This window comes from Photobacterium pectinilyticum, from assembly GCF_024357955.1.
Taxonomy (GTDB): domain Bacteria; phylum Pseudomonadota; class Gammaproteobacteria; order Enterobacterales; family Vibrionaceae; genus Photobacterium; species Photobacterium pectinilyticum.
This window is the reverse complement of the sequence record NZ_JANEYT010000005.1, coordinates 62693-81394: the sequence shown is the minus strand read 5'-3', so window position 1 is coordinate 81394 and position 18702 is coordinate 62693. Positions and strand designations below refer to the sequence as shown.

The 18702-nt window shown below is 51.9% G+C and carries 15 protein-coding genes and 1 other RNA gene; all 16 read right to left on the bottom strand.

Annotation, left to right across the window (positions count from 1 at the left end):
• Window positions 1–356: 356 nt before the first annotated feature.
• On the bottom strand, window positions 357–1274 hold the full coding sequence (lpxC, locus tag NHN17_RS03795) for a UDP-3-O-acyl-N-acetylglucosamine deacetylase (RefSeq protein ID WP_255040804.1): 918 nt from the start codon (window positions 1272–1274) through the stop codon (window positions 357–359).
• 114 nt (window positions 1275–1388) lie between these two features.
• On the bottom strand, window positions 1389–2582 hold the full coding sequence (ftsZ, locus tag NHN17_RS03790; protein ID WP_255040803.1) for a cell division protein FtsZ: 1194 nt from the start codon (window positions 2580–2582) through the stop codon (window positions 1389–1391).
• Between the two features lie 33 nt (window positions 2583–2615).
• A complete protein-coding gene (gene ftsA / locus NHN17_RS03785; protein WP_255040802.1) occupies window positions 2616–3872 on the bottom strand; it encodes a cell division protein FtsA in 1257 nt (418 codons plus the stop codon).
• 52 nt (window positions 3873–3924) lie between these two features.
• Complete coding sequence (locus NHN17_RS03780) at window positions 3925–4692, bottom strand: cell division protein FtsQ/DivIB (RefSeq protein ID WP_255040801.1); 768 nt, start codon at window positions 4690–4692, stop codon at window positions 3925–3927.
• Window positions 4693–4908: 216 nt separating this feature from the next.
• Window positions 4909–6369: a UDP-N-acetylmuramate--L-alanine ligase gene (gene murC / locus NHN17_RS03775; protein WP_255040800.1), complete on the bottom strand. Its 1461-nt coding sequence runs from the start codon at window positions 6367–6369 to the stop codon at window positions 4909–4911.
• Window positions 6370–6386: 17 nt separating this feature from the next.
• Window positions 6387–7457 (bottom strand): undecaprenyldiphospho-muramoylpentapeptide beta-N-acetylglucosaminyltransferase, encoded by a 1071-nt coding sequence (gene murG / locus NHN17_RS03770; protein WP_255040799.1) that lies wholly within the window; start codon window positions 7455–7457, stop codon window positions 6387–6389.
• Window positions 7444–8652 carry a cell division protein FtsW gene (ftsW, locus tag NHN17_RS03765; RefSeq protein ID WP_255040798.1) on the bottom strand — a complete coding sequence of 403 codons (1209 nt, stop codon included), beginning with the start codon at window positions 8650–8652 and terminating at the stop codon, window positions 7444–7446. Before ftsW ends, murG begins: the two co-directional genes overlap by 14 nt.
• The gene (murD, locus tag NHN17_RS03760; RefSeq protein ID WP_255040797.1) at window positions 8652–10037 is read right to left on the bottom strand and encodes a UDP-N-acetylmuramoyl-L-alanine--D-glutamate ligase; all 1386 of its coding nucleotides are present in this window, start codon (window positions 10035–10037) and stop codon (window positions 8652–8654) included. Before murD ends, ftsW begins: the two co-directional genes overlap by 1 nt.
• 1 nt (window position 10038) lies before the next feature.
• Entirely contained in the window at window positions 10039–11121 is a 1083-nt protein-coding gene (mraY, locus tag NHN17_RS03755; protein ID WP_107350029.1) for a phospho-N-acetylmuramoyl-pentapeptide-transferase, read from the bottom strand.
• Window positions 11121–12509: a UDP-N-acetylmuramoyl-tripeptide--D-alanyl-D-alanine ligase gene (gene murF / locus NHN17_RS03750; RefSeq protein ID WP_255040796.1), complete on the bottom strand. Its 1389-nt coding sequence runs from the start codon at window positions 12507–12509 to the stop codon at window positions 11121–11123. The genes mraY and murF overlap by 1 nt, the downstream gene beginning before the upstream one ends.
• Window positions 12506–14017, bottom strand: a complete 1512-nt coding sequence (murE, locus tag NHN17_RS03745; protein WP_255040795.1) for a UDP-N-acetylmuramoyl-L-alanyl-D-glutamate--2,6-diaminopimelate ligase — start codon at window positions 14015–14017, stop codon at window positions 12506–12508. Before murE ends, murF begins: the two co-directional genes overlap by 4 nt.
• Window positions 14004–15782: a penicillin-binding transpeptidase domain-containing protein gene (locus NHN17_RS03740; RefSeq protein WP_255040794.1), complete on the bottom strand. Its 1779-nt coding sequence runs from the start codon at window positions 15780–15782 to the stop codon at window positions 14004–14006. The genes murE and NHN17_RS03740 overlap by 14 nt, the downstream gene beginning before the upstream one ends.
• The gene (ftsL, locus tag NHN17_RS03735) at window positions 15782–16102 is read right to left on the bottom strand and encodes a cell division protein FtsL (RefSeq protein WP_255040793.1); all 321 of its coding nucleotides are present in this window, start codon (window positions 16100–16102) and stop codon (window positions 15782–15784) included. Before ftsL ends, NHN17_RS03740 begins: the two co-directional genes overlap by 1 nt.
• Entirely contained in the window at window positions 16099–17046 is a 948-nt protein-coding gene (gene rsmH / locus NHN17_RS03730; RefSeq protein ID WP_255040792.1) for a 16S rRNA (cytosine(1402)-N(4))-methyltransferase RsmH, read from the bottom strand. The genes ftsL and rsmH overlap by 4 nt, the downstream gene beginning before the upstream one ends.
• 275 nt (window positions 17047–17321) lie before the next feature.
• An RNA gene (gene rnpB / locus NHN17_RS03725) (RNase P RNA component class A) lies at window positions 17322–17711 on the bottom strand.
• A gap of 96 nt (window positions 17712–17807) precedes the next feature.
• Window positions 17808–18668, bottom strand: coding sequence for a 16S rRNA (cytidine(1402)-2'-O)-methyltransferase (gene rsmI / locus NHN17_RS03720; RefSeq protein ID WP_255040791.1), 861 nt, complete (start codon window positions 18666–18668; stop codon window positions 17808–17810).
• Window positions 18669–18702 lie beyond the last annotated feature (34 nt).

Here is an 18702-nt window from a genome sequence, read left to right as displayed (position 1 = left end):
TATTGTGGTACAAATTGACCATTTCAAGGGATAAATGAAAACAATACCAGAAATTGAACACCATCGGCTATCCATGGAGGGAAACCTCAGCAGACTTCAATCAGCCAAATACACTTGGTCCAACCCCCTCCCAAGCTAGATATAATAAGCCATATTGGCGATGTCGCCTATGGCAAATGCCCTGACGACGTTTTTCATATTCGAAATATTAGAACTTAACCGCCACTTTTATCCCATAAAGCAGAGTAATGCGTGCTCAACGCTCCAAATACCGTCAACCTACCAAAGCCGAGGCATAAAAAAACGCCGGACAAGGTCCGGCGTTTTTAAAATCTTTTCGCGAGTACAAGGCAATATTACGCCAGTACCATACCTGGTTGAGCAAAGGTAACAGGAACCTGCTGCTCGTCAGTGAAGGTCGCCCACTCATACGCTTCTTGATCAGCAAGTACTGCACGCAGCAGCATGTTGTTTAGCGCATGACCTGACTTATAAGCCACCATTTCACCAATGATGTTATGGCCACACATGTAAAGGTCACCAATGGCGTCCAGTACTTTGTGGGTCACAAGCTCGTTGTCGAAACGCAGCCCTTCATCATTAAGGATACGGTAATCATCAAGCACGATGGCATTATCAAAGCTACCACCCAGACACAGGTTTTGCGACTGAAGGTATTCGATATCACGCATGAAGCCGAAAGTACGGGCACGACTGATATCTTTGACAAATGACTGGCTGGAAAAATCCAGAACCAAACGCTGCTGCTCTGATTCAATCGCCGGGTGATTAAAATCGATAGCGAAATCCAGACGGAACCCGTTAAAAGGACGAAGTTCTGCCCATTTGTCACCATCTTCGACGCGAACAGTTTTTTTGATACGCAAGAAGCGCTTTGGCGTATTCAAGGTATCGATACCAGCAGACTGCAGCAGGTAGATGAACGGGCTTGCACTGCCATCCATAATAGGGATTTCAGGTGCATCAACCTCGATAATTACATTATCGATACCCATTCCTGCCAAGGCAGCGTTAAGGTGCTCAACGGTTGAGATACGTACGCCTTGTTCATTAACCAAGGCTGTACACAACATGGTGTCGCGAACCGAGTCTGCGTCTGCTGGAAAATCAACAGGCGGATTCAAATCGGTACGGCGATAAATCACACCAGTGTTTGCAGCAGCAGGACGAAGAATAAGCGTCACTTTACGGCCAGAGTGAAGTCCCACCCCAGTCGTTTGCACAATGCTTTTCAGTGTACGTTGTCTTATCATCTGCTTGTCTCAACTATTAAATTGCCATCATATCGGCCCTTACCCTTCGTTAAAAAAAAGGCAAGAGCGGATATTATATCACTTTTTAACCAGCTTCCCAAAATATTTGCGCGCTTAGTCAGCTTGCTTGCGCAAAAATGCTGGGATATCAAGGTAGTCGTGATCCGCCTGAGGCTTAGGATTTGCTGCCGTTGCCGCCTGCGGGTTGGCAGAATCAGCTGCCGCAGCAGGCTGGTTCAATGGCGCCGCTTTAGCTTCTTCCGCCGATGCAGGCGCTGCCGCAGGCTTCTCAGAAGCCACAGCCTGTACAGGCTTAGCCGTTCCCGTCACCAAGGTAATGTCAGGCTTGCATTCTTTGCCAATACCCGTCGCCACAACCGTTACTCGTAGCTCGTCAGACATTTCTGGATCCAGCGATGTACCGATAACAACGGTTGCGTTGTCAGAAGCAAACGCCTTCACTGTATTACCGACCGTTTCGAACTCATCCAAACGCATGTCCAGACCCGCTGTAATGTTAACAAGAACACCACGCGCGCCAGCCAAGTCGATATCTTCAAGAAGCGGGCTTGAAATAGCCATTTCCGCCGCTTCTTCAGCACGGTCATCACCAGTTGCAACACCGCTGCCCATCATGGCATGACCCATTTCAGACATAACAGTGCGTACGTCAGCAAAGTCGACGTTGATCATACCCGGGCGGGTGATCAGCTCGGCAATACCCTGTACCGCATTTTTCAATACGTCATTTGCTTTGGCAAAAGCATCCAATAACGTGATACCACGGCCAAGCACTTTGAGTAGTTTTTCGTTAGGGATAGTGATCAACGAGTCAACGTGTTTTGACAGCTCCTCAATACCCTGCTCGGCAAACGCCATGCGCTTTTTGCCTTCGAAGCTAAATGGCTTAGTCACCACCGCAACAGTCAGGATCCCTAGCTCTTTCGCCACTTCGGCAATGATCGGGGCTGCACCAGTACCGGTACCGCCACCCATGCCAGCTGCGATGAAAATCATGTCAGAGCCATCAAGCTCTGCCTTGATCGCTTCGCGATCTTCCAATGCCGAGTCACGGCCAACCTGTGGGTTAGCGCCCGCACCCAGACCTTTGGTGATTGCCCCACCGATCTGGATCACTGTACTTACATTGGTTTTACGAAGTGCCTGAGCATCAGTGTTTACACTGATAAACTCAACACCCTCGATTGATTCACGTACCATGTGATCGACTGCGTTACCACCGCCGCCGCCAACGCCTATGACTTTAATTACTGCTTCGTCAGACATTTCCATCATCGGTTCAAACATGTGTTCTCTCCGTCCATCCTGTTCGCATCAGGTTTAAAATTCTTTTCTTAACCAGCCACTAAGCTTAGAGAAAAAACCAGAAACAGAACGTTTCTGCTCAATTTCACTATCGTCAAATGTCTGACTATCCTTTCCGTAATGCAGTAAGCCTACTGCAGTCGCATAATGTGGGAATTGCACATGTTCGGTCAGTCCTACCATATTCAGTGGTAAGCCGACACGTACCTGGTTGCTGAATACGCGCTCAGCGCACTCCACCAAGCCTTCCATCTGAGCGGCACCGCCGGTCAGGACAATGCCTGCTGCCAGCTGATGCTTAACTCCTGCATTACGCAGTTGATCTTGTACTTCTATCAGCTTCTGATTAACCAACCCCAACAGCTCGCTGTAGCGGGGCTCTATCACTTCGGCCAACGTTTGACTCTGTAGGCTGCGCGACGGACGACCACCAACACTCGGTACATCGACCTTGGCATCTTTGCTAACCAGCTCGCTCAATGCACAGCCATATTTAACTTTAATTTCCTCGGCATCACCCAACGGGGTACCGAACGCATAGGCAATGTCACTGGTCACAACATTACCCGCATAAGGAATCACGGCCGCATGACGCAAAGCGCCACCGGTCCAGACAGCAATATCCATCGTACCGCCACCAATATCAACCACGCATACACCGAGCTCACGCTCATCAGGCGTCAATACTGCATGACTAGCTGCCAAACCGGAGAAAATAAGCTGATCGACTTTGAGTTCACAGCGCTCTACCGCCTTGACGATATTTCGCGCCATGTCGTTATGGCAGGTGATCAAATGAACACTGGCTTCCATGCGTACCCCAGATAAACCAACAGGATTTTTAATTCCCTCTTGATAATCAATAGCAAATTCTTGAGGAATTACATGTAAAACTTTATGTTCATCACTAATTTTTACCGATTTAGCGGTGTGAATGACATTATCAACATCATCCTGAGTGACTTCTTTGTCAGAAATCGGCACCATGCCTTCTTCCGTCTGGCAGCGGATATGCTTGCCTGACAGAGACAGAAATACCGAAGAGATCTGGCAATCTGCCATCAGCTCTGCTTTGTAGATCGCGCCCTGTACCGATTTGACTACAGACTCAAGATCATTCACTCCGCCCTTGTCCATCCCACTGGACGGACTGCTACCTTCTCCGATGACGTTAACTTCGCCATCCGGTAGCACTTCACCGACTAAAGCACTGACTTTGGACGTACCAATATCCAGGCCTACTATCAGTTTTTTATCTGCCGCCTTCGTCATAGCGCCTACTCTTATAGTTCTCTTAAGCCAAACAGGCTGCGGCCGAGCCGATCTATTTGGTTTTGCTTTGATCTGGATCGATGACCCAGCCTACAGCAGCCCCGGTATCATAGCGCAAATCTATGTACTCGATAGCCTGTCCTTGCTGTTCTAATTGCGGGGATAAGGCAATGAAACGTTCGATTCGCTCCATTCGCTCCTTACGCCCTAATTCAAGCCTGACGCCGTTGGTTAACCAAACTCGCCAAGCTCGACGTTCATTTAATGCCAGCGTAGCAATTTCAAAGCCCGCATGCTGTAACCTTGGTTGCATTTCGTGCAACGCAGACAATACTTCTAAACTGGTCCCTTCGGGTCCTGCTAAACCCACCAGCAATTGCCCAGCCTGATCAGGCGATGCCTCGAACACCTCACCGTCCTGATTGACCAAATTATGGCCATTCCAAGACGCTGCGGGATCTTGCTCACCAATAAATACCTTGAGGGTATCCGGCCACTGCTTGCGCACAGCAGCCCGAGCGACCCAGGGCATGGCCTCCAGGGCATGCTGAATGTCATCAACATCTTGGGTCATGAAACTGCCTAGCTGTTCAAGGTGCATTATACCTTCCCGGACATCACCGGGAGTGAGGTAGTGTAACTCACCTTGAATCACCAGCTGTGACAACGGCAGCCGGTTGGCATCTGTCATCCAGTTGATTGCCGCGCTGAAAAGCCAGGCAACAAACCCGATCACAAAGAGAAAAAAAGCCAATCCCCCGCGGTTTTGTAATGATGCCGCAGGAGAAAACGATATTCTTTTTAGGACACTATCAGCCATAAATAGTTTAATCCCGATGTCATAGCCGATAACTAACCAGCAAAAGCGGCAAAGACATTCCCTCACCCTTTCCGCTTTTCACGTAAAGTTGACAGATTATAGCGAGCAAGCTGCAGCTCTCCAACATCTGATAGCCGATTCCTCGCAGATCCTTGGCTATAAGCTTAAATCAAGGCAAAAAACAAGCCAAATATATATTTTTTATACAGCCAAAATTTATTGTTGGCTCATCTGCTCAATATTCAGTTGCATATCTGCTAACTGACGAGCGATTTTGCCAACATCGCCAGCTCCCTGTGTCAGAACCAAATCATCATTTTGTAGAATATTGGCCAAAGCAGATGGCAATGCATCGATATTAGGGACAAAAATCGGATCCAATTTACCACGACCACGAATAGTGCGACACAAAGCGCGGCCATCCGCGCCAGCAATCGGCACTTCACCGGCAGAATACACGTCCAGCATAACAAGTACATCAACTTGCTCGAGAACATGAGCAAAATCGTCATACAGATCACGGGTCCGACTATAGCGGTGTGGTTGGAACACCATGACCAGACGCTTTTCTTCCCAGCCTGCACGGGCGGCCTGAATCGTCACATCCACTTCACTCGGGTGGTGGCCGTAATCATCAACCAGCATCACTTTGCCGTTACCTGTCTCGAAATCGCCAAGATGGTCAAAACGTCGGCCTGTTCCTTCAAACCCAGCCAGAGCGTGAATGATCGCTTCATCGGCAACACCTTCTTCAGACGCAACAGCGACAGCTGCCGTCGCATTCAGGGCGTTGTGCTTACCTGGAATATTCAGTTTGATTTCCAAGGCTGGTTTGTCTTTACGTAGTATAGAGAAGTGTCCCTGCTGACCGCGCTGATCATAATCAACCAAACGCACATCAGCATCTTCAGAGAAGCCATAAGTAATAACCTGACGGCCAATTTTGGGAAGCAGCTCACGCACCACAGGATCATCAATGCACATCACCGCCAAACCATAAAACGGCAGGTTGTGAAGAAAATCGATAAATGTCTGTTTCAGCACTTCAAAGTCACCACCATAGGTATCCATGTGGTCAGCTTCAATATTCGTCACCACACATACCATCGGCTGCAGGTGCAGGAATGATGCATCACTCTCGTCAGCTTCAGCGATCAGGTAACGACTCGATCCCAGCCGGGCGTTAGTGCCTGCGCTCTTGACCAAACCACCATTGACGAACGTTGGATCCAACCCCGCTTCAGAATAGATCTGGGTAACCAGCGCGGTGGTTGTCGTTTTACCATGGGTGCCAGCAATCGCGATACCGTGGCGGTAGCGCATCAGCTCTGCCAGCATTTCCGCACGGCGAACCACAGGTATACGCAGCTCGCGGGCAGCAGTCAGTTCAGGGTTGCTCTGGTCAATGGCGGTCGAGGCCACCACTACACTGGATCCTTCGACATTGGTGGCAGCATGGCCAAAGAAAATCTCCGCCCCTTTTTCTGCCAACCGGTTGGTCACCGCATTTGGCGCCAAGTCTGAACCGCTAACGTGGTAGCCTTCGTTAACCAATACTTCCGCGATACCGCTCATGCCGGCACCACCGATTCCAACAAAGTGGATACGCTCTACGCGGCGCATCTCTGGCACCATGGTTCTAATTTTTGCTAATTGCTGGTTATCCAGTTTACTCATCACTTTGTCTCGTCTTATTATTTTGCCAGCGACTTGATCACTTCCGCCACCCGGCGGTCGGCATCAACAATCGCTGCGTCACGTGCTGCCTGTGCCATCTTGGCCAGCTGTGCACGATCTAATTGCTGTAAGGTGTCAGCCAGACCTTCTACGGTCAACTCGGGCTGCTCAATCATTTTCGCGGCACCGCACTGGACCAAATGGTCAGCATTTAGCGCCTGCTGGCGATCTTTGTGCATGAATGGCACAAACACGGCGCCAAGGCCAGCTGCCGATAGCTCAGAAACGGTTAGGGCACCCGAGCGACAAACAACGATATCGGCCCAAGCATAGGCTGCTGCCACATCATCGATAAATTCGGTGACTCGGATGTTGTTGGCCTGCTGGTTGGCATATTGGCTATAATCCTGCTCAGTTTGGGCCTGAGCACCTTTACCTGCCTGGTGCCACACTGTGACACGATCGCCCAGTAAACCCGCAACTTGAGGCAGAGTTTGATTAAGGATCCGCGCGCCTTGGCTGCCGCCCATTACCAAGATCCGGATAGGGCCATCACGCTCAGCAAAACGTTGCGCAGGCGATGCCAGTGACACCACGTCCTGACGTACAGGATTACCGACAACCTCACTATTCGGGAAGGCACCAGGGAACGCCTGCAGCACACGGGCTGCAATGCGGGACAGCCATTGGTTGGTCAAGCCTGCCACCGCGTTTTGCTCATGCAAGATCACAGGGACACCTGACAACCAAGCGGCAACACCGCCCGGACCACTGACATAGCCGCCCATGCCCAGCACGGCATCTGGTTGCCACGCCTTAATATATTTTCTTGCCTGCATAATCGCGCCGACAATTTTGAAAGGCGCCGCCAACAAGCGGGAAATACCTTGGCCTCGTAACCCTTTGACCTTGATAAAGTCAATATCAATACCGTGTTTCGGTACCAACTCGGCTTCCATACGATCAGCAGTACCTAGCCAGCGGATGTCCCAACCTTCTTGCTGTAACCGCTTGGCGACAGCTAGCCCCGGAAAGACATGTCCTCCGGTCCCGCCCGCCATAACCAGCAGGCGTTTATTCTTGTTCATTGTCATTTTCTTCTACTTCCGGATCCGGCATCGCTTTGGCAGCTATCCGCTGCTCATAATCAATTCGAATCAAAATGGCGACCGCAGTAGCCATAATAAATAAACTTGAGCCACCGTAACTGATCAGCGGCAGGGTCAGTCCCTTGGTCGGCACCATTCCCGCCGCGGCCCCCACATTGACCAAGGTTTGAAAAGCAAACCAGAAGCCAAAGCCAAAGGCGAGGAAGCCACCAAATAGCTGCTCGGTCTGCAGGCAACGGCGGCCAATCATCAGCGCTTTGAAAACCAATGCGAAGATAAGCAGTAAAACGACCGTAACACCGATCAAGCCGACTTCCTCGGCCAGCACTGCAAATACAAAGTCGGTATGCGCCTCTGGCAGGTATTCCAGTTTCTGGATTGAGTTACCAAGACCTTGCCCGAACCATTCCCCTCGTCCGAAGGCCATCAGAGATTGAGTCAACTGGTAGCCACTACCGAACGGATCTTCCCACGGATCCATAAACGAGGTCACCCGTCGCAAACGGTAGGGTTCGAAGACGATTAGCAGACCAATGCCAAAGCAAGCCGAACCAATCATCACAATAAACTGCCACAGTTTGGCGCCAGCAATAAACAACATGCCGACCGTAGTCACGAACATCACCACGAATGAGCCGAGATCAGGTTGTTCTAGCAGCAGAGCACCAAGTAACGCCAAGACCAGCAAGGGTTTAGCAAAACCGACAAACGACTGTCGAACCTGCTCGTACTGCCGAACCAGGTAGCCGGACATGAAGAGGAACAAGGAAAGCTTGGCCACTTCGGCTGGCTGAAGGTTGAAAATCCCCAGCGGGATCCAACGCGATGCACCATTGACCGAACGGCCAACCCCGAGCACCAGCACCAGCAAAACCATAGAGAGGATCAACATTGGCACGCTGTACTGACGCCACTTCTCAAGCGGGATCATCAAAACAAAGCTGGCCAATACCAGTGAGCAAAAAAGGAAAAAACCATGGCGTAGGGCAAAATAGAACGGCATATCCGTCAAGCGGGTCGCAATCGGGACCGAGGCAGATGTTACCATCACCAAGCCAGTCACCATCAAGGCCAACGCAATCCAGACCAACTGTCTGTCATACGGGCTCTGTGCCGCCGGCTTTGTCATCCAATCAAAAAACTGCCCCATCCCTTCCTTTACCGCTCCCGCCATCAGCTTTCCATGCCTACTTGGTGCTGTAATGATAGTGCCAATTCGACAAACGTATCACCACGTACCATAAAGTTAGCAAATTGATCGAGGCTCGCACAGGCCGGCGATAACAAGATCATATCTCCAGCACTGGCTGTTTGCGCAGCCTGTGACATGGCTTGCTCCATCGTCTCGACCACTACAGGCTGGGAGACTAGCGGGGCAAACTGATTTCCATCACGGCCAAAGCAATACAACTGGGTATCTAAGGCTGCCAAGACTGGCGCTAGCTCGGAAAAATCCGCCCCCTTGCCATCACCACCAACCAACAAGTGAAGCTTGCCGTTGAGCTGCAAACCATTAAGAGCTGCCAGGGTACTGGCCAGATTTGTCGCCTTGGAATCATTGACCCACTTCACGCCATGTTGCTCGGCAACGAGCTGACAGCGGTGGGCCAGACCATTATAACGGCGTAGCGCTCGGCAGGCGGCACCACGTTCGATACCAACGGCATCGGCCAACGCCAATGCGGCAAGGCTGTTGGCCACATTGTGGCGCCCTACCAAGGCGATATCGTTACTTGGCATAATAGGCTCACCAGCCACGGCCAGCCATTCTTCACCTTGAAGCATCACCAACCCATAGCGGTCGGTGTGATTTGTCTGACCGTCATTCAGGCCAAAGCTTACCAGATCACCGTTGAAGGCTTTCTGTTCAGAGACTAGATTGTCAGCACCCGGCTGAGTCGCCAGATCGTCGCGGTTGAACACTGCCAATTCGGCATAATCAAAAATACGCATCTTGGCGGCGCTGTACTGCGCCAAGCCACCTGGGTAGCGGTCCATATGATCTTCGGACAAATTCAGGTATGCCGCAGCTTTAAGAGATAGGTTAGAGGTGGTTTCGAGCTGGAAACTAGAAAGTTCAAGCACATATAGGTCATGAACTTGCGCTAGCATATCCAAGGCGGCAAAACCGATATTGCCGCCGACACCGACGTTAATACCGGCTTCTTTGGCCATTTCGCCAACCAAGCTAGTGACAGTGCTCTTGCCATTGGAGCCAGTGATCGCCACCACAGGTTTGTCGACCGCACGGGCAAACAGTTCGATATCACCGACAATCTCAATGCCGGCGGTAGCCGCTTGCTGCAGCTGCGGGGTGGCCAAAGCGATCCCCGGGCTTGAGACAATCAAATCGGCCGCCATCAGCCACTCCATCTGCCACTGGCCACTGCACAGCGCGACTGACTCGGGCAATTGCTCACGGCCAGGAGGGTGCTCGCGGGTATCAATGACCTTGATATCCAATGGCTGAGTCGACCTCAACAAATGGTTCACCACCGACAGGCCGGTCATACCCAGCCCGATCACCACAACCCGTTTAACACCTTCCAAGCCTTTCATTTTATCGTACCTTCAGGGTCGCCAGCGCGATCAGTACCAGCATCAGGGTAATGATCCAGAAACGCACGATCACACGAGGCTCCGGCCAACCTTTCAATTCATAGTGGTGGTGGATCGGTGCCATGCGGAAGATCCGCTGACCACGCAGCTTGTATGAACCAACCTGCAGGATCACCGATACGGTTTCCATCACGAATACACCGCCCATCACAACCAGCAGTAGTTCCTGGCGAACCAATACGGCGATGGTGCCCAGTGCACCGCCTAAGGCAAGCGAACCAACATCGCCCATAAAGACTTGTGCCGGATAGGTGTTGAACCACAAAAAGCCCAAACCAGCCCCGACAATTGCGGTACAAACGACAACCAATTCACTGGCATCTTTCAGGTATGGGATATGCAGGTAGTTAGCAAAATTAACGTTGCCGGTAGCCCAAGCAATAAAGGCCATACCACCCGCAACCATGACGGTCGGCATGATTGCCAAGCCATCAAGGCCATCGGTCAGATTTACCGCATTACTGGTACCAACAATCACGAAATAGGTAAAGACGATGTAGAACAAACCAAGCTGCGGCATAACATCCTTGAAGAATGGCACCACCAGCTGGGTTGCAACAGTATCTTGACCATGAATATACAGAGCAAAGGCCACGCCCAGCGCAATCACCGACTGCCAGAAATACTTCCAGCGCGCGATCAGACCATCGGTGTTCTTGCGAACGACCTTGCGGTAATCATCGACAAAGCCAACCGCACCGTAGCCCAACATGACGGTGAGTACCGCCCAGACATACGGGTTGCTCAGATCAGCCCACAGTAAGACGGTAATCGCAATCGCTGCCAGGATCATGATCCCGCCCATCGTTGGGGTACCACGTTTGCTAAAGTGCGACTCAGGGCCGTCGTGACGGACCACCTGGCCGATCTGCAGCATCTGCAGGCGGGCGATCAGGCGAGGCCCCATCCACAGCGAAATCATCAGTGCCGTCAAGATACTGATAATGGCGCGGAAAGTCAGGTATTCAAACAGGCGAAAAAATGGAAATGTCGATTCCAGTAAGTCAGCTAACCAGTAAATCATTATTTATATTCCTGCAGTGCAACAATCACATCTTCCATGCGGGAGCTACGCGCTCCTTTTGCCAGCACTGTCACTTGGGTGTTATCTTCATTGAGCAAAGGATCAAGCTGCTGCTGCAAAGTCTCGATCAGTGCTGTTTTATCGTTAAAATGTTGGCCGTTGTTCAGCGTACTGACTATTTGGCTGGCACTGCCAAAGGTCATAACCTTATCCAAGCGACGTTCAAGGGCATACTCTGCCACTTCTCGGTGCAGTGATACACTGTCATCGCCCAGCTCGGCCATATCCCCCAACACGAACCAACGCTGCCCTTCAAAGCCAGCCAATAGGTCGATAGCGGCCTTAACCGACGCGACACTGGCATTGTAGGTATCATCCACCAGCCTCAAATTAGGGCACGGTTCAGTAACATCAACACGGCCTTTCACATTGGCCACGCCGCCCAGACCAGCTTGTACCTGCTCCGGGGTTGCGCCCATCGCCATTGCCAACGCTGCGGCAGCAAGGGCATTGGCAACATTATGGCCACCAGCCAGTGTCAAACTAACCGGAAATGTTGCTGTGGGGGTGCGCATTGTAAAGCAAGCACGGCCCATACTGTTAATACTTATATCAACCGCATGAAAATCTGCTTCAGGCTGAGTAGCAGAAAACGTCTGTAACTGATGGTTTTCCAGCATTTGGTGCCACTTATCCTGGGCATTAGAGTCAAGGTTGATAATGGCAACGGCCTCTTTACCTCGCTCTTCTAAACCTTCGAATATTTCGCCCTTGGCTTTTGCCACACCGTCCAGCGAGCCAAACCCTTCGAGGTGAGCGGCAGCCAGGTTGTTGATCAACGCCACCTGCGGCTTGACCAAATTCGTGGTGTAGGCGATTTCTTTTTGGTGATTGGCGCCCAGCTCAATCACCGCAAACTCATGCTCAGGCTCAAGCCGAAGCAAGGTCAGCGGTACACCGATATCGTTATTGAAGTTACCACCTGTTGCCAGCACCTTGCCTTTGAGCGCCAAAATAGCAGCCGCCATTTCCTTCACCGTGGTTTTCCCGCAGCTGCCAGTCAGTGCTACCGTTTTCAAACCATGATGCAGTTCCATTTCAGCCTTAAGCCACGCACCCAGTTGGCCAAGTGCCTTATGGGTATCATCAACCACCAGCTGAGGTAGGTTAACCGGTAAGTGCTTACTCACCAACAAAGCTGCAGCCCCCTGCTCTTTGGCGTTGTGGCAGAAGTCATGGGCATCAAAGCGTTCGCCAATCAGGGCAATAAACAGGGTATTATCCGCGATTTGGCGGGTATCGGTGGATACCGCAGAAATAGTGATGTCATTACCGAACAGTTTTCCACCCAATACATCAGCCAATTGAGAGAGTTGTACCGGGATCATACCTTTGCCTCCAGCAGTTCGGCGACCGTCTCGCGGTCAGAGTAATGAATGGTGCGGCCTGCTAAAATTTGGTAGTCCTCGTGGCCTTTACCCGCCACCAACACGATATCGTCGGTACCCGCTTGGGTAAGTGCCCACTGACACGCTTCACGGCGATCGTGAATCGTTTGGGCCAGCTCCGGCTTTGCCAGTCCAGCCAGCATATCCGCCATAATGGCCGACGGTGACTCGCTGCGCGGGTTGTCATCGGTCAGGATAACCTTATCTGCCAAGTTTTCCGCTGCCAGCGCCATCAAGGGGCGCTTGCCGCGGTCGCGGTCGCCACCACAGCCGAAAATACACCAAAGTTGGCCGTGGCAATGCACGCGCAAAGCCTGCAAGGCTTTCTCCAGCGCATCGGGGGTGTGAGCATAATCAACAACCATCATAGGTTTGTCAGGCTTTTGAAAAACTTCCATCCGCCCTGTTACGGCCTGCAATTGCGGTGCAACAGCCAGCAACGCTGACATCTGATGACCTGTCGCCAGCAGCGTTGCCAGTGACAGTAGTAAGTTAGTGACATTAAACGCCCCGACTAGCGGCGCGGTAAATTGCCCGACTCCCCAGCTTGAATCAAAGGCCACGCTCACACCTTGGGCGCTGTACTCAACCGACTCCAGCCAAAGCTGCTTGCCGGTATGGCCAGCTAGGTGCTTCAGCTCCATGGCGACAGCAACCGCATGCGGTAGATCGGCCAGCCATTCACGACCAACCACATCATCAGCGTTAATCACCGCCACACCACACTGGTGCTCGGTAAACAAGGTTTTCTTGGCCTCGGCATAGCTGGCCATATCACCGTGATAATCAAGATGATCACGGCTTAGGTTGGTAAAGATACTGGCTTTGAATGCTAGCGCTTTTACTCGCCCCTGTACCAAACCATGAGAAGACACTTCCATTGCCGCAAAGCGAGCTCCCTGAGTCGCCATCTGCTGTAATACACAAGGGATTTCAAGTGCACTTCCGGTGGTGTTGGTCGCAGGTTGGATCTGATCTAACAGGCCATTACCCGTTGTTCCCATCACGCCAGCCGGCTGACCCAACAACATCGCCCATTGCGCCAGCAACTGGCTGATGGTGGTTTTGCCATTGGTGCCCGTAACGGCAACAACCTCGATTTGCTCATCAGGAGCCCCATAAAAACGCTTGGCAATGGCCGAGAGCAACTCTCCAAGAAGAGGAAGATAAATCACTGCACCTTCAGTGCTTTGTTCGATATACGGCTGCTCGGTATCGGCTTGTGCCAACACCAATGCCGCTCCGGCCTGTTGCGCCTTAGCAATAAACCGTCGGCCATCAACACTGTGGCCCTTAACGGCGACAAACATCTCACCTGGCTTGATCTGCCGGCTATCGAGGGTCATCCCCGAAATGGAGACCGCGGCCACTGATTCAGGTAGGCAAAGGCCCTCCAGCCATGGCGATAATAGCTCACCAACGGCGTGTAATACTTTAGGTTCCGGCATGGGTATTGCCTCTGTGGTTCACAACGTTTAAATCTTCAAGCGTTCCCGCATCCGGCGGGATATTCAAAATCTGCAATGCACTCTCCATCACTTCGGAGAAAATCGGCGCAGCAATGGCACCACCGTAGTAAGCATCACCCTGGGGTTCGTTGACCACCACGACCATCGCCAACCTTGGGTTACTGATCGGCGCCAGTCCAGCGGTCATCGCAACATATTCATCACTGTAGCCACCTGCAACCGCTTTTTTCGCCGTACCTGTTTTTGCGCCGACCCGGTATCCCGGTACCGCTGCACGGTGGGCACTGCCCCCTTTGTGGGTGACCAGTTCAAGCATATCGAGTAGCTCACGGGTGTTCTCGGCCGACACGACCTGGCGCCCAGGCACAACCGCTTCGGTCTTCAGGATAGAAAGCGGTCGGTTGACGCCCATCGCACCCAAAGTGGCGTAAGCGCGCACTAACTGGATTGGGGTCACCGAGATACCGTAGCCGAAGGAGAGAGTAGCCCGTTCAAAATCAGACCACCGACGGCGGTTGGGGAAAAAACCTTGTGCCTCGCCGATCAGGTTGATCCCCGAGGCGTCCCCCATCCCCACGCTGCTGTACATCCCCAGCACCGCATCGACCGGCATCGCCAACGAAAGCTTGCTCACCCCGATATTACTGGACTTTTGCAGAATTTTGGCGAGATTGGCTTTGCCAACCCGCGAAACATCTCGCACTCGGCTACCACCAATTTGCATCAGCCCGTTGCCGGTATCGATAACGGTATTTTCATCCGCAACACCATTTTCCATCGCAGCCAAGACTACAAATGGCTTGATGGTCGACCCCGGTTCCATGGCATCGGTAATGACCCGGTTACGCATCCTAAAGCTTTGCAACTGATCGCGGTTATTCGGGTTATAAGAAGGCGCGTTAACCATCGCCATTATTTCACCGGTTCGTACATCAACCATCACCACCGATGCGGATGTTGCCTGATAATCGGCGACCGCTTGTTTCACCGCACGATAAGCAACAGCTTGAAGTCGCTGATCGATACTCAGGCTAAGTGACTTGCCCGGCTCACGCTTTTTAAGGGAAATATTCTCAACGACACGGCCATAACGGTCTTTGCGCACGGTACGGCGTCCCGGCTCTCCGGTCAGCCAACCATCATAGGTTCGCTCGACCCCTTCGAGGCCGTGGCTATCAATACCGGTAACACCAACGAGATGCGCGCTGACCTCGCCGGCAGGGTAGAAACGGCGGGATTCATCTTTCAGGCCAACACCGGGTAGCTTGAGCTTACTGACATAAGCAGCCATGGCCGGGCTCACCTGGCGTTGCAAGTAGATAAAACGACGCTTGCTGTTTTTCTCAATGCGGGTCATCAACCCTTGACGATCAATCCCCAAGACATCGGCAAGGGCATACCAGCGCTCGGGCTGGGCCAAGCCATTACGTTTAAAAATCTGCACCGGATCAGCCCATACAGCCTGAACCGGCACACTGACAGCCAGTTGCTCGCCATTGCGATCGGAGATAATGCCGCGGGCAGAAGGCAGAGCCTTGACCCTAAGTGAGCGCAGATCCCCTTCCTGGATCAACTTGCCAGGCTCGAGGACCTGAATATAGGCCGAGCGACCCACAAGGGCCACCAACGCCAAGAATATACATGCGCAAATAACACCAAAGCGCCACGGGATAAATGCCGGTGGCGCTTTTTGTCGACGTTGATTCTGCTTATCAGAACGCTTGATAGGTTTTGTTTTCTTCATTATTTGACAATAACTTCGCTATCACGTGATGGACGTTGCATGTCCATATCCTGTTCGGCTAAACGTTCAATACGGCTATGCTCGGCCAGTGAGCTCTCTTCAAGGATCTGATTACGCCACTCGATATCGAGCTGATCCCGCTCGATCAGCAACTGCTCCTGCTGGGCAATCATTTGACGGGAGTGATGGGTGATCAAAACCACTCCCAATGCAGAAACCAACACCAGAACCAACAATATCATCGGAATACGACCGACAGATAACAGATCCCGGCCTACTATCTGGGCCAGGTTATCTGTAGGTTCCGGTTGTTGCTTCATAGGCGTTCGGCCAAGCGCAGCACTGAACTACGAGAGCGAGTATTACCGCTCACTTCGTTTTGTGACGGTTTAATCGCTTTACTTACCTGCTTGAGATCTGCACTACCCAGTGCCTTGATTTGCTCTTCGGTCAACGGTAAGCCAGCTGGTACTTCCGGCCCTTTACTCTGCTTGCGGATAAAACGCTTCACCATCCGATCTTCCAGCGAATGGAAGCTGATCACTGACAAACGACCGCCGGTTGCCAGAATATTGACCGCACCTTTCAACGCTGTCTCGATTTCTTCTAGCTCACTGTTGATATAAATACGGATCGCCTGGAAGCTGCGCGTTGCAGGGTGCTTGTGTTTATCCTTGAACGGCGAAACATTGGCAATCAGCTTCGCCAACTGGGTGGTACGGGTCAACGGCTCGTTTTCCGGATCTTCTCGGTATGCCACAATGCCGCGGGCGATACGCTTGGCAAAACGCTCTTCCCCGAACTCTTTCAGTACCCAGGCTATATCATCAGCTTCTGCTTCAGCCAGCCAATCCGCTGCCGAGATCCCTGATGTCGGGTCCATACGCATATCAAGCGGCCCATCACGCATAAAACTAAAGCCGCGTTCAGCATCGTCCAACTGCGGGGAAGACACACCTAAATCCAGCAGCACGCCATCCACGCGGCCGATCAAGTCACGCTCTTCCATATATTGCTCCATGCCAGAAAACGGGCCATGGATAATATTAAACCGAGGATCATTAATTTTCTGGGCTTCGGCAATCGCCTGAGGATCACGGTCAATACTGTAAAGGCGCCCGTTTTCACCTAGCTGGGAAAGGATCAATCGACTGTGTCCACCACGGCCAAATGTCCCATCGATGTAGATACCATCTGGTTTGATGGCCAAACCATCAACAGATTCATGAAGTAAAACCGAGACGTGCTCAAACTGTTCAGACATAAGTATTTATTCAGCTCTTGTGAAACCGTACAGTCCGTTATCAACGAACTGGCATAAAATCCAGTAACAGTGGAAATTCATAAACTTAGGCTATTAAAACAATGTTTTAAAAGCATTTTCTGCAATTTCCCACTGCAAAGTGTACGTATTTGATAAAAAAGATGTCAAGCCGAGGGCCGCAATTCTAACAATCACTTGATATTTATTGCGGGGCTAAAACGACAAAAGGTGATGCAAAGCCTCGCAAGAGACCTCACATCACCTTTTGTACTAAAGGGGTGAGTTGGCCGATGAGCCGGGTTCTGTCCCGCTTGCGCGGTGGTAACCATTCCTCTAGGCCTGCAATCACTCACAGGCTCAAGCAACCTACCCGTCCCCAACGCGGGCCACGCCATTAGGGACCTATTTGGTCTTGCTCCGGGTGGAGTTTACCGTGCCACGAACTATTACTAGCCGCGCGGTGCGCTCTTACCGCACCCTTTCACCCTTACCTGTGCACCACTCCGAAGAATGGGCCATCGGCGGTTTGCTCTCTGCTGCACTGGTCGTAGGCTCGCGCCTCCCAGACGTTATCTGGCACCCTGCCCTGTGGAGCCCGGACTTTCCTCCCCCCCGTCAGTCTCCCAAAGGACATCAACGAGGCAGCGGTTACCTTGGCCAACTCAGGCAGGCGATTGTATAGGACTTGGCTCACAGTTACCAGTGAAAAATCCTACAAAATCCAGAGGCGGTTGAAATAACAACAAGATGGCTATAGGCCATTAGTCGAGGTTTTCCAATCCCCACTTATACAGCGCGTTCTTCTTCACTCCGTGGATTTCTGCCGTAAGGGCCGCAGCCTTTTTCAATGGCAGCTCTTTAACCAGCAGACCCAGTGTACGCAGGGCATCAGCCGGCAGATCTTCTTTCTCGGCACGGTGGCCCGCAACCAGCAAGACCATCTCACCGCGGGTACGGTTGCTGTCTTCACCAAGCCAGTCGATCAACTCACCCAGCGGTGCGCCGTGAATTGTCTCGAAGGTTTTGGTCAACTCACGAGCCAAGACCACCTGACGCTCAGGACCCAGTACGGCCAACATATCAGCCAGAGAATCCGTGATACGGTGCGGTGACTCATAGAAAATCATCGTACGCTCGTCATCGGCCAGCTCCTGGAAACGGTCACGACGCCCCTTGCTCTTGGGTGGTAGGAAGCCTTCGAAGCTGAAACGATCAGACGGCAAGCCTGCACCGCTAAGCGCAGTAATAACCGCACAAGGCCCCGGCAGCGGGACAACTTTAACACCCGCCTGACGACAACGATTGACAAGATGGTATCCTGGATCACTGATCAGCGGCGTACCGGCATCGGACACAAGTGCGATACTGGTACCGGCCTGAAGTTTTTCGATCAGATAATCAGCTTTTTGCTGTTCATTGTGATCGTGAAGCGCAAAGGTGCGGGTCGAGATCGAAAAATGGGTCAGAAGGCGCGATGTATGTCGCGTATCCTCGGCGGCAATCAAATCGACATTTGCCAATACGTCCAATGCACGCTGCGTAATGTCCGCCAAATTACCGATTGGAGTAGGTACGATGTACAAAGTTGCGACATCTACCATGCATGAATTGGTCTCACTCATTTGTCTAAGATCTCATCTGCAATTAATATAGAGA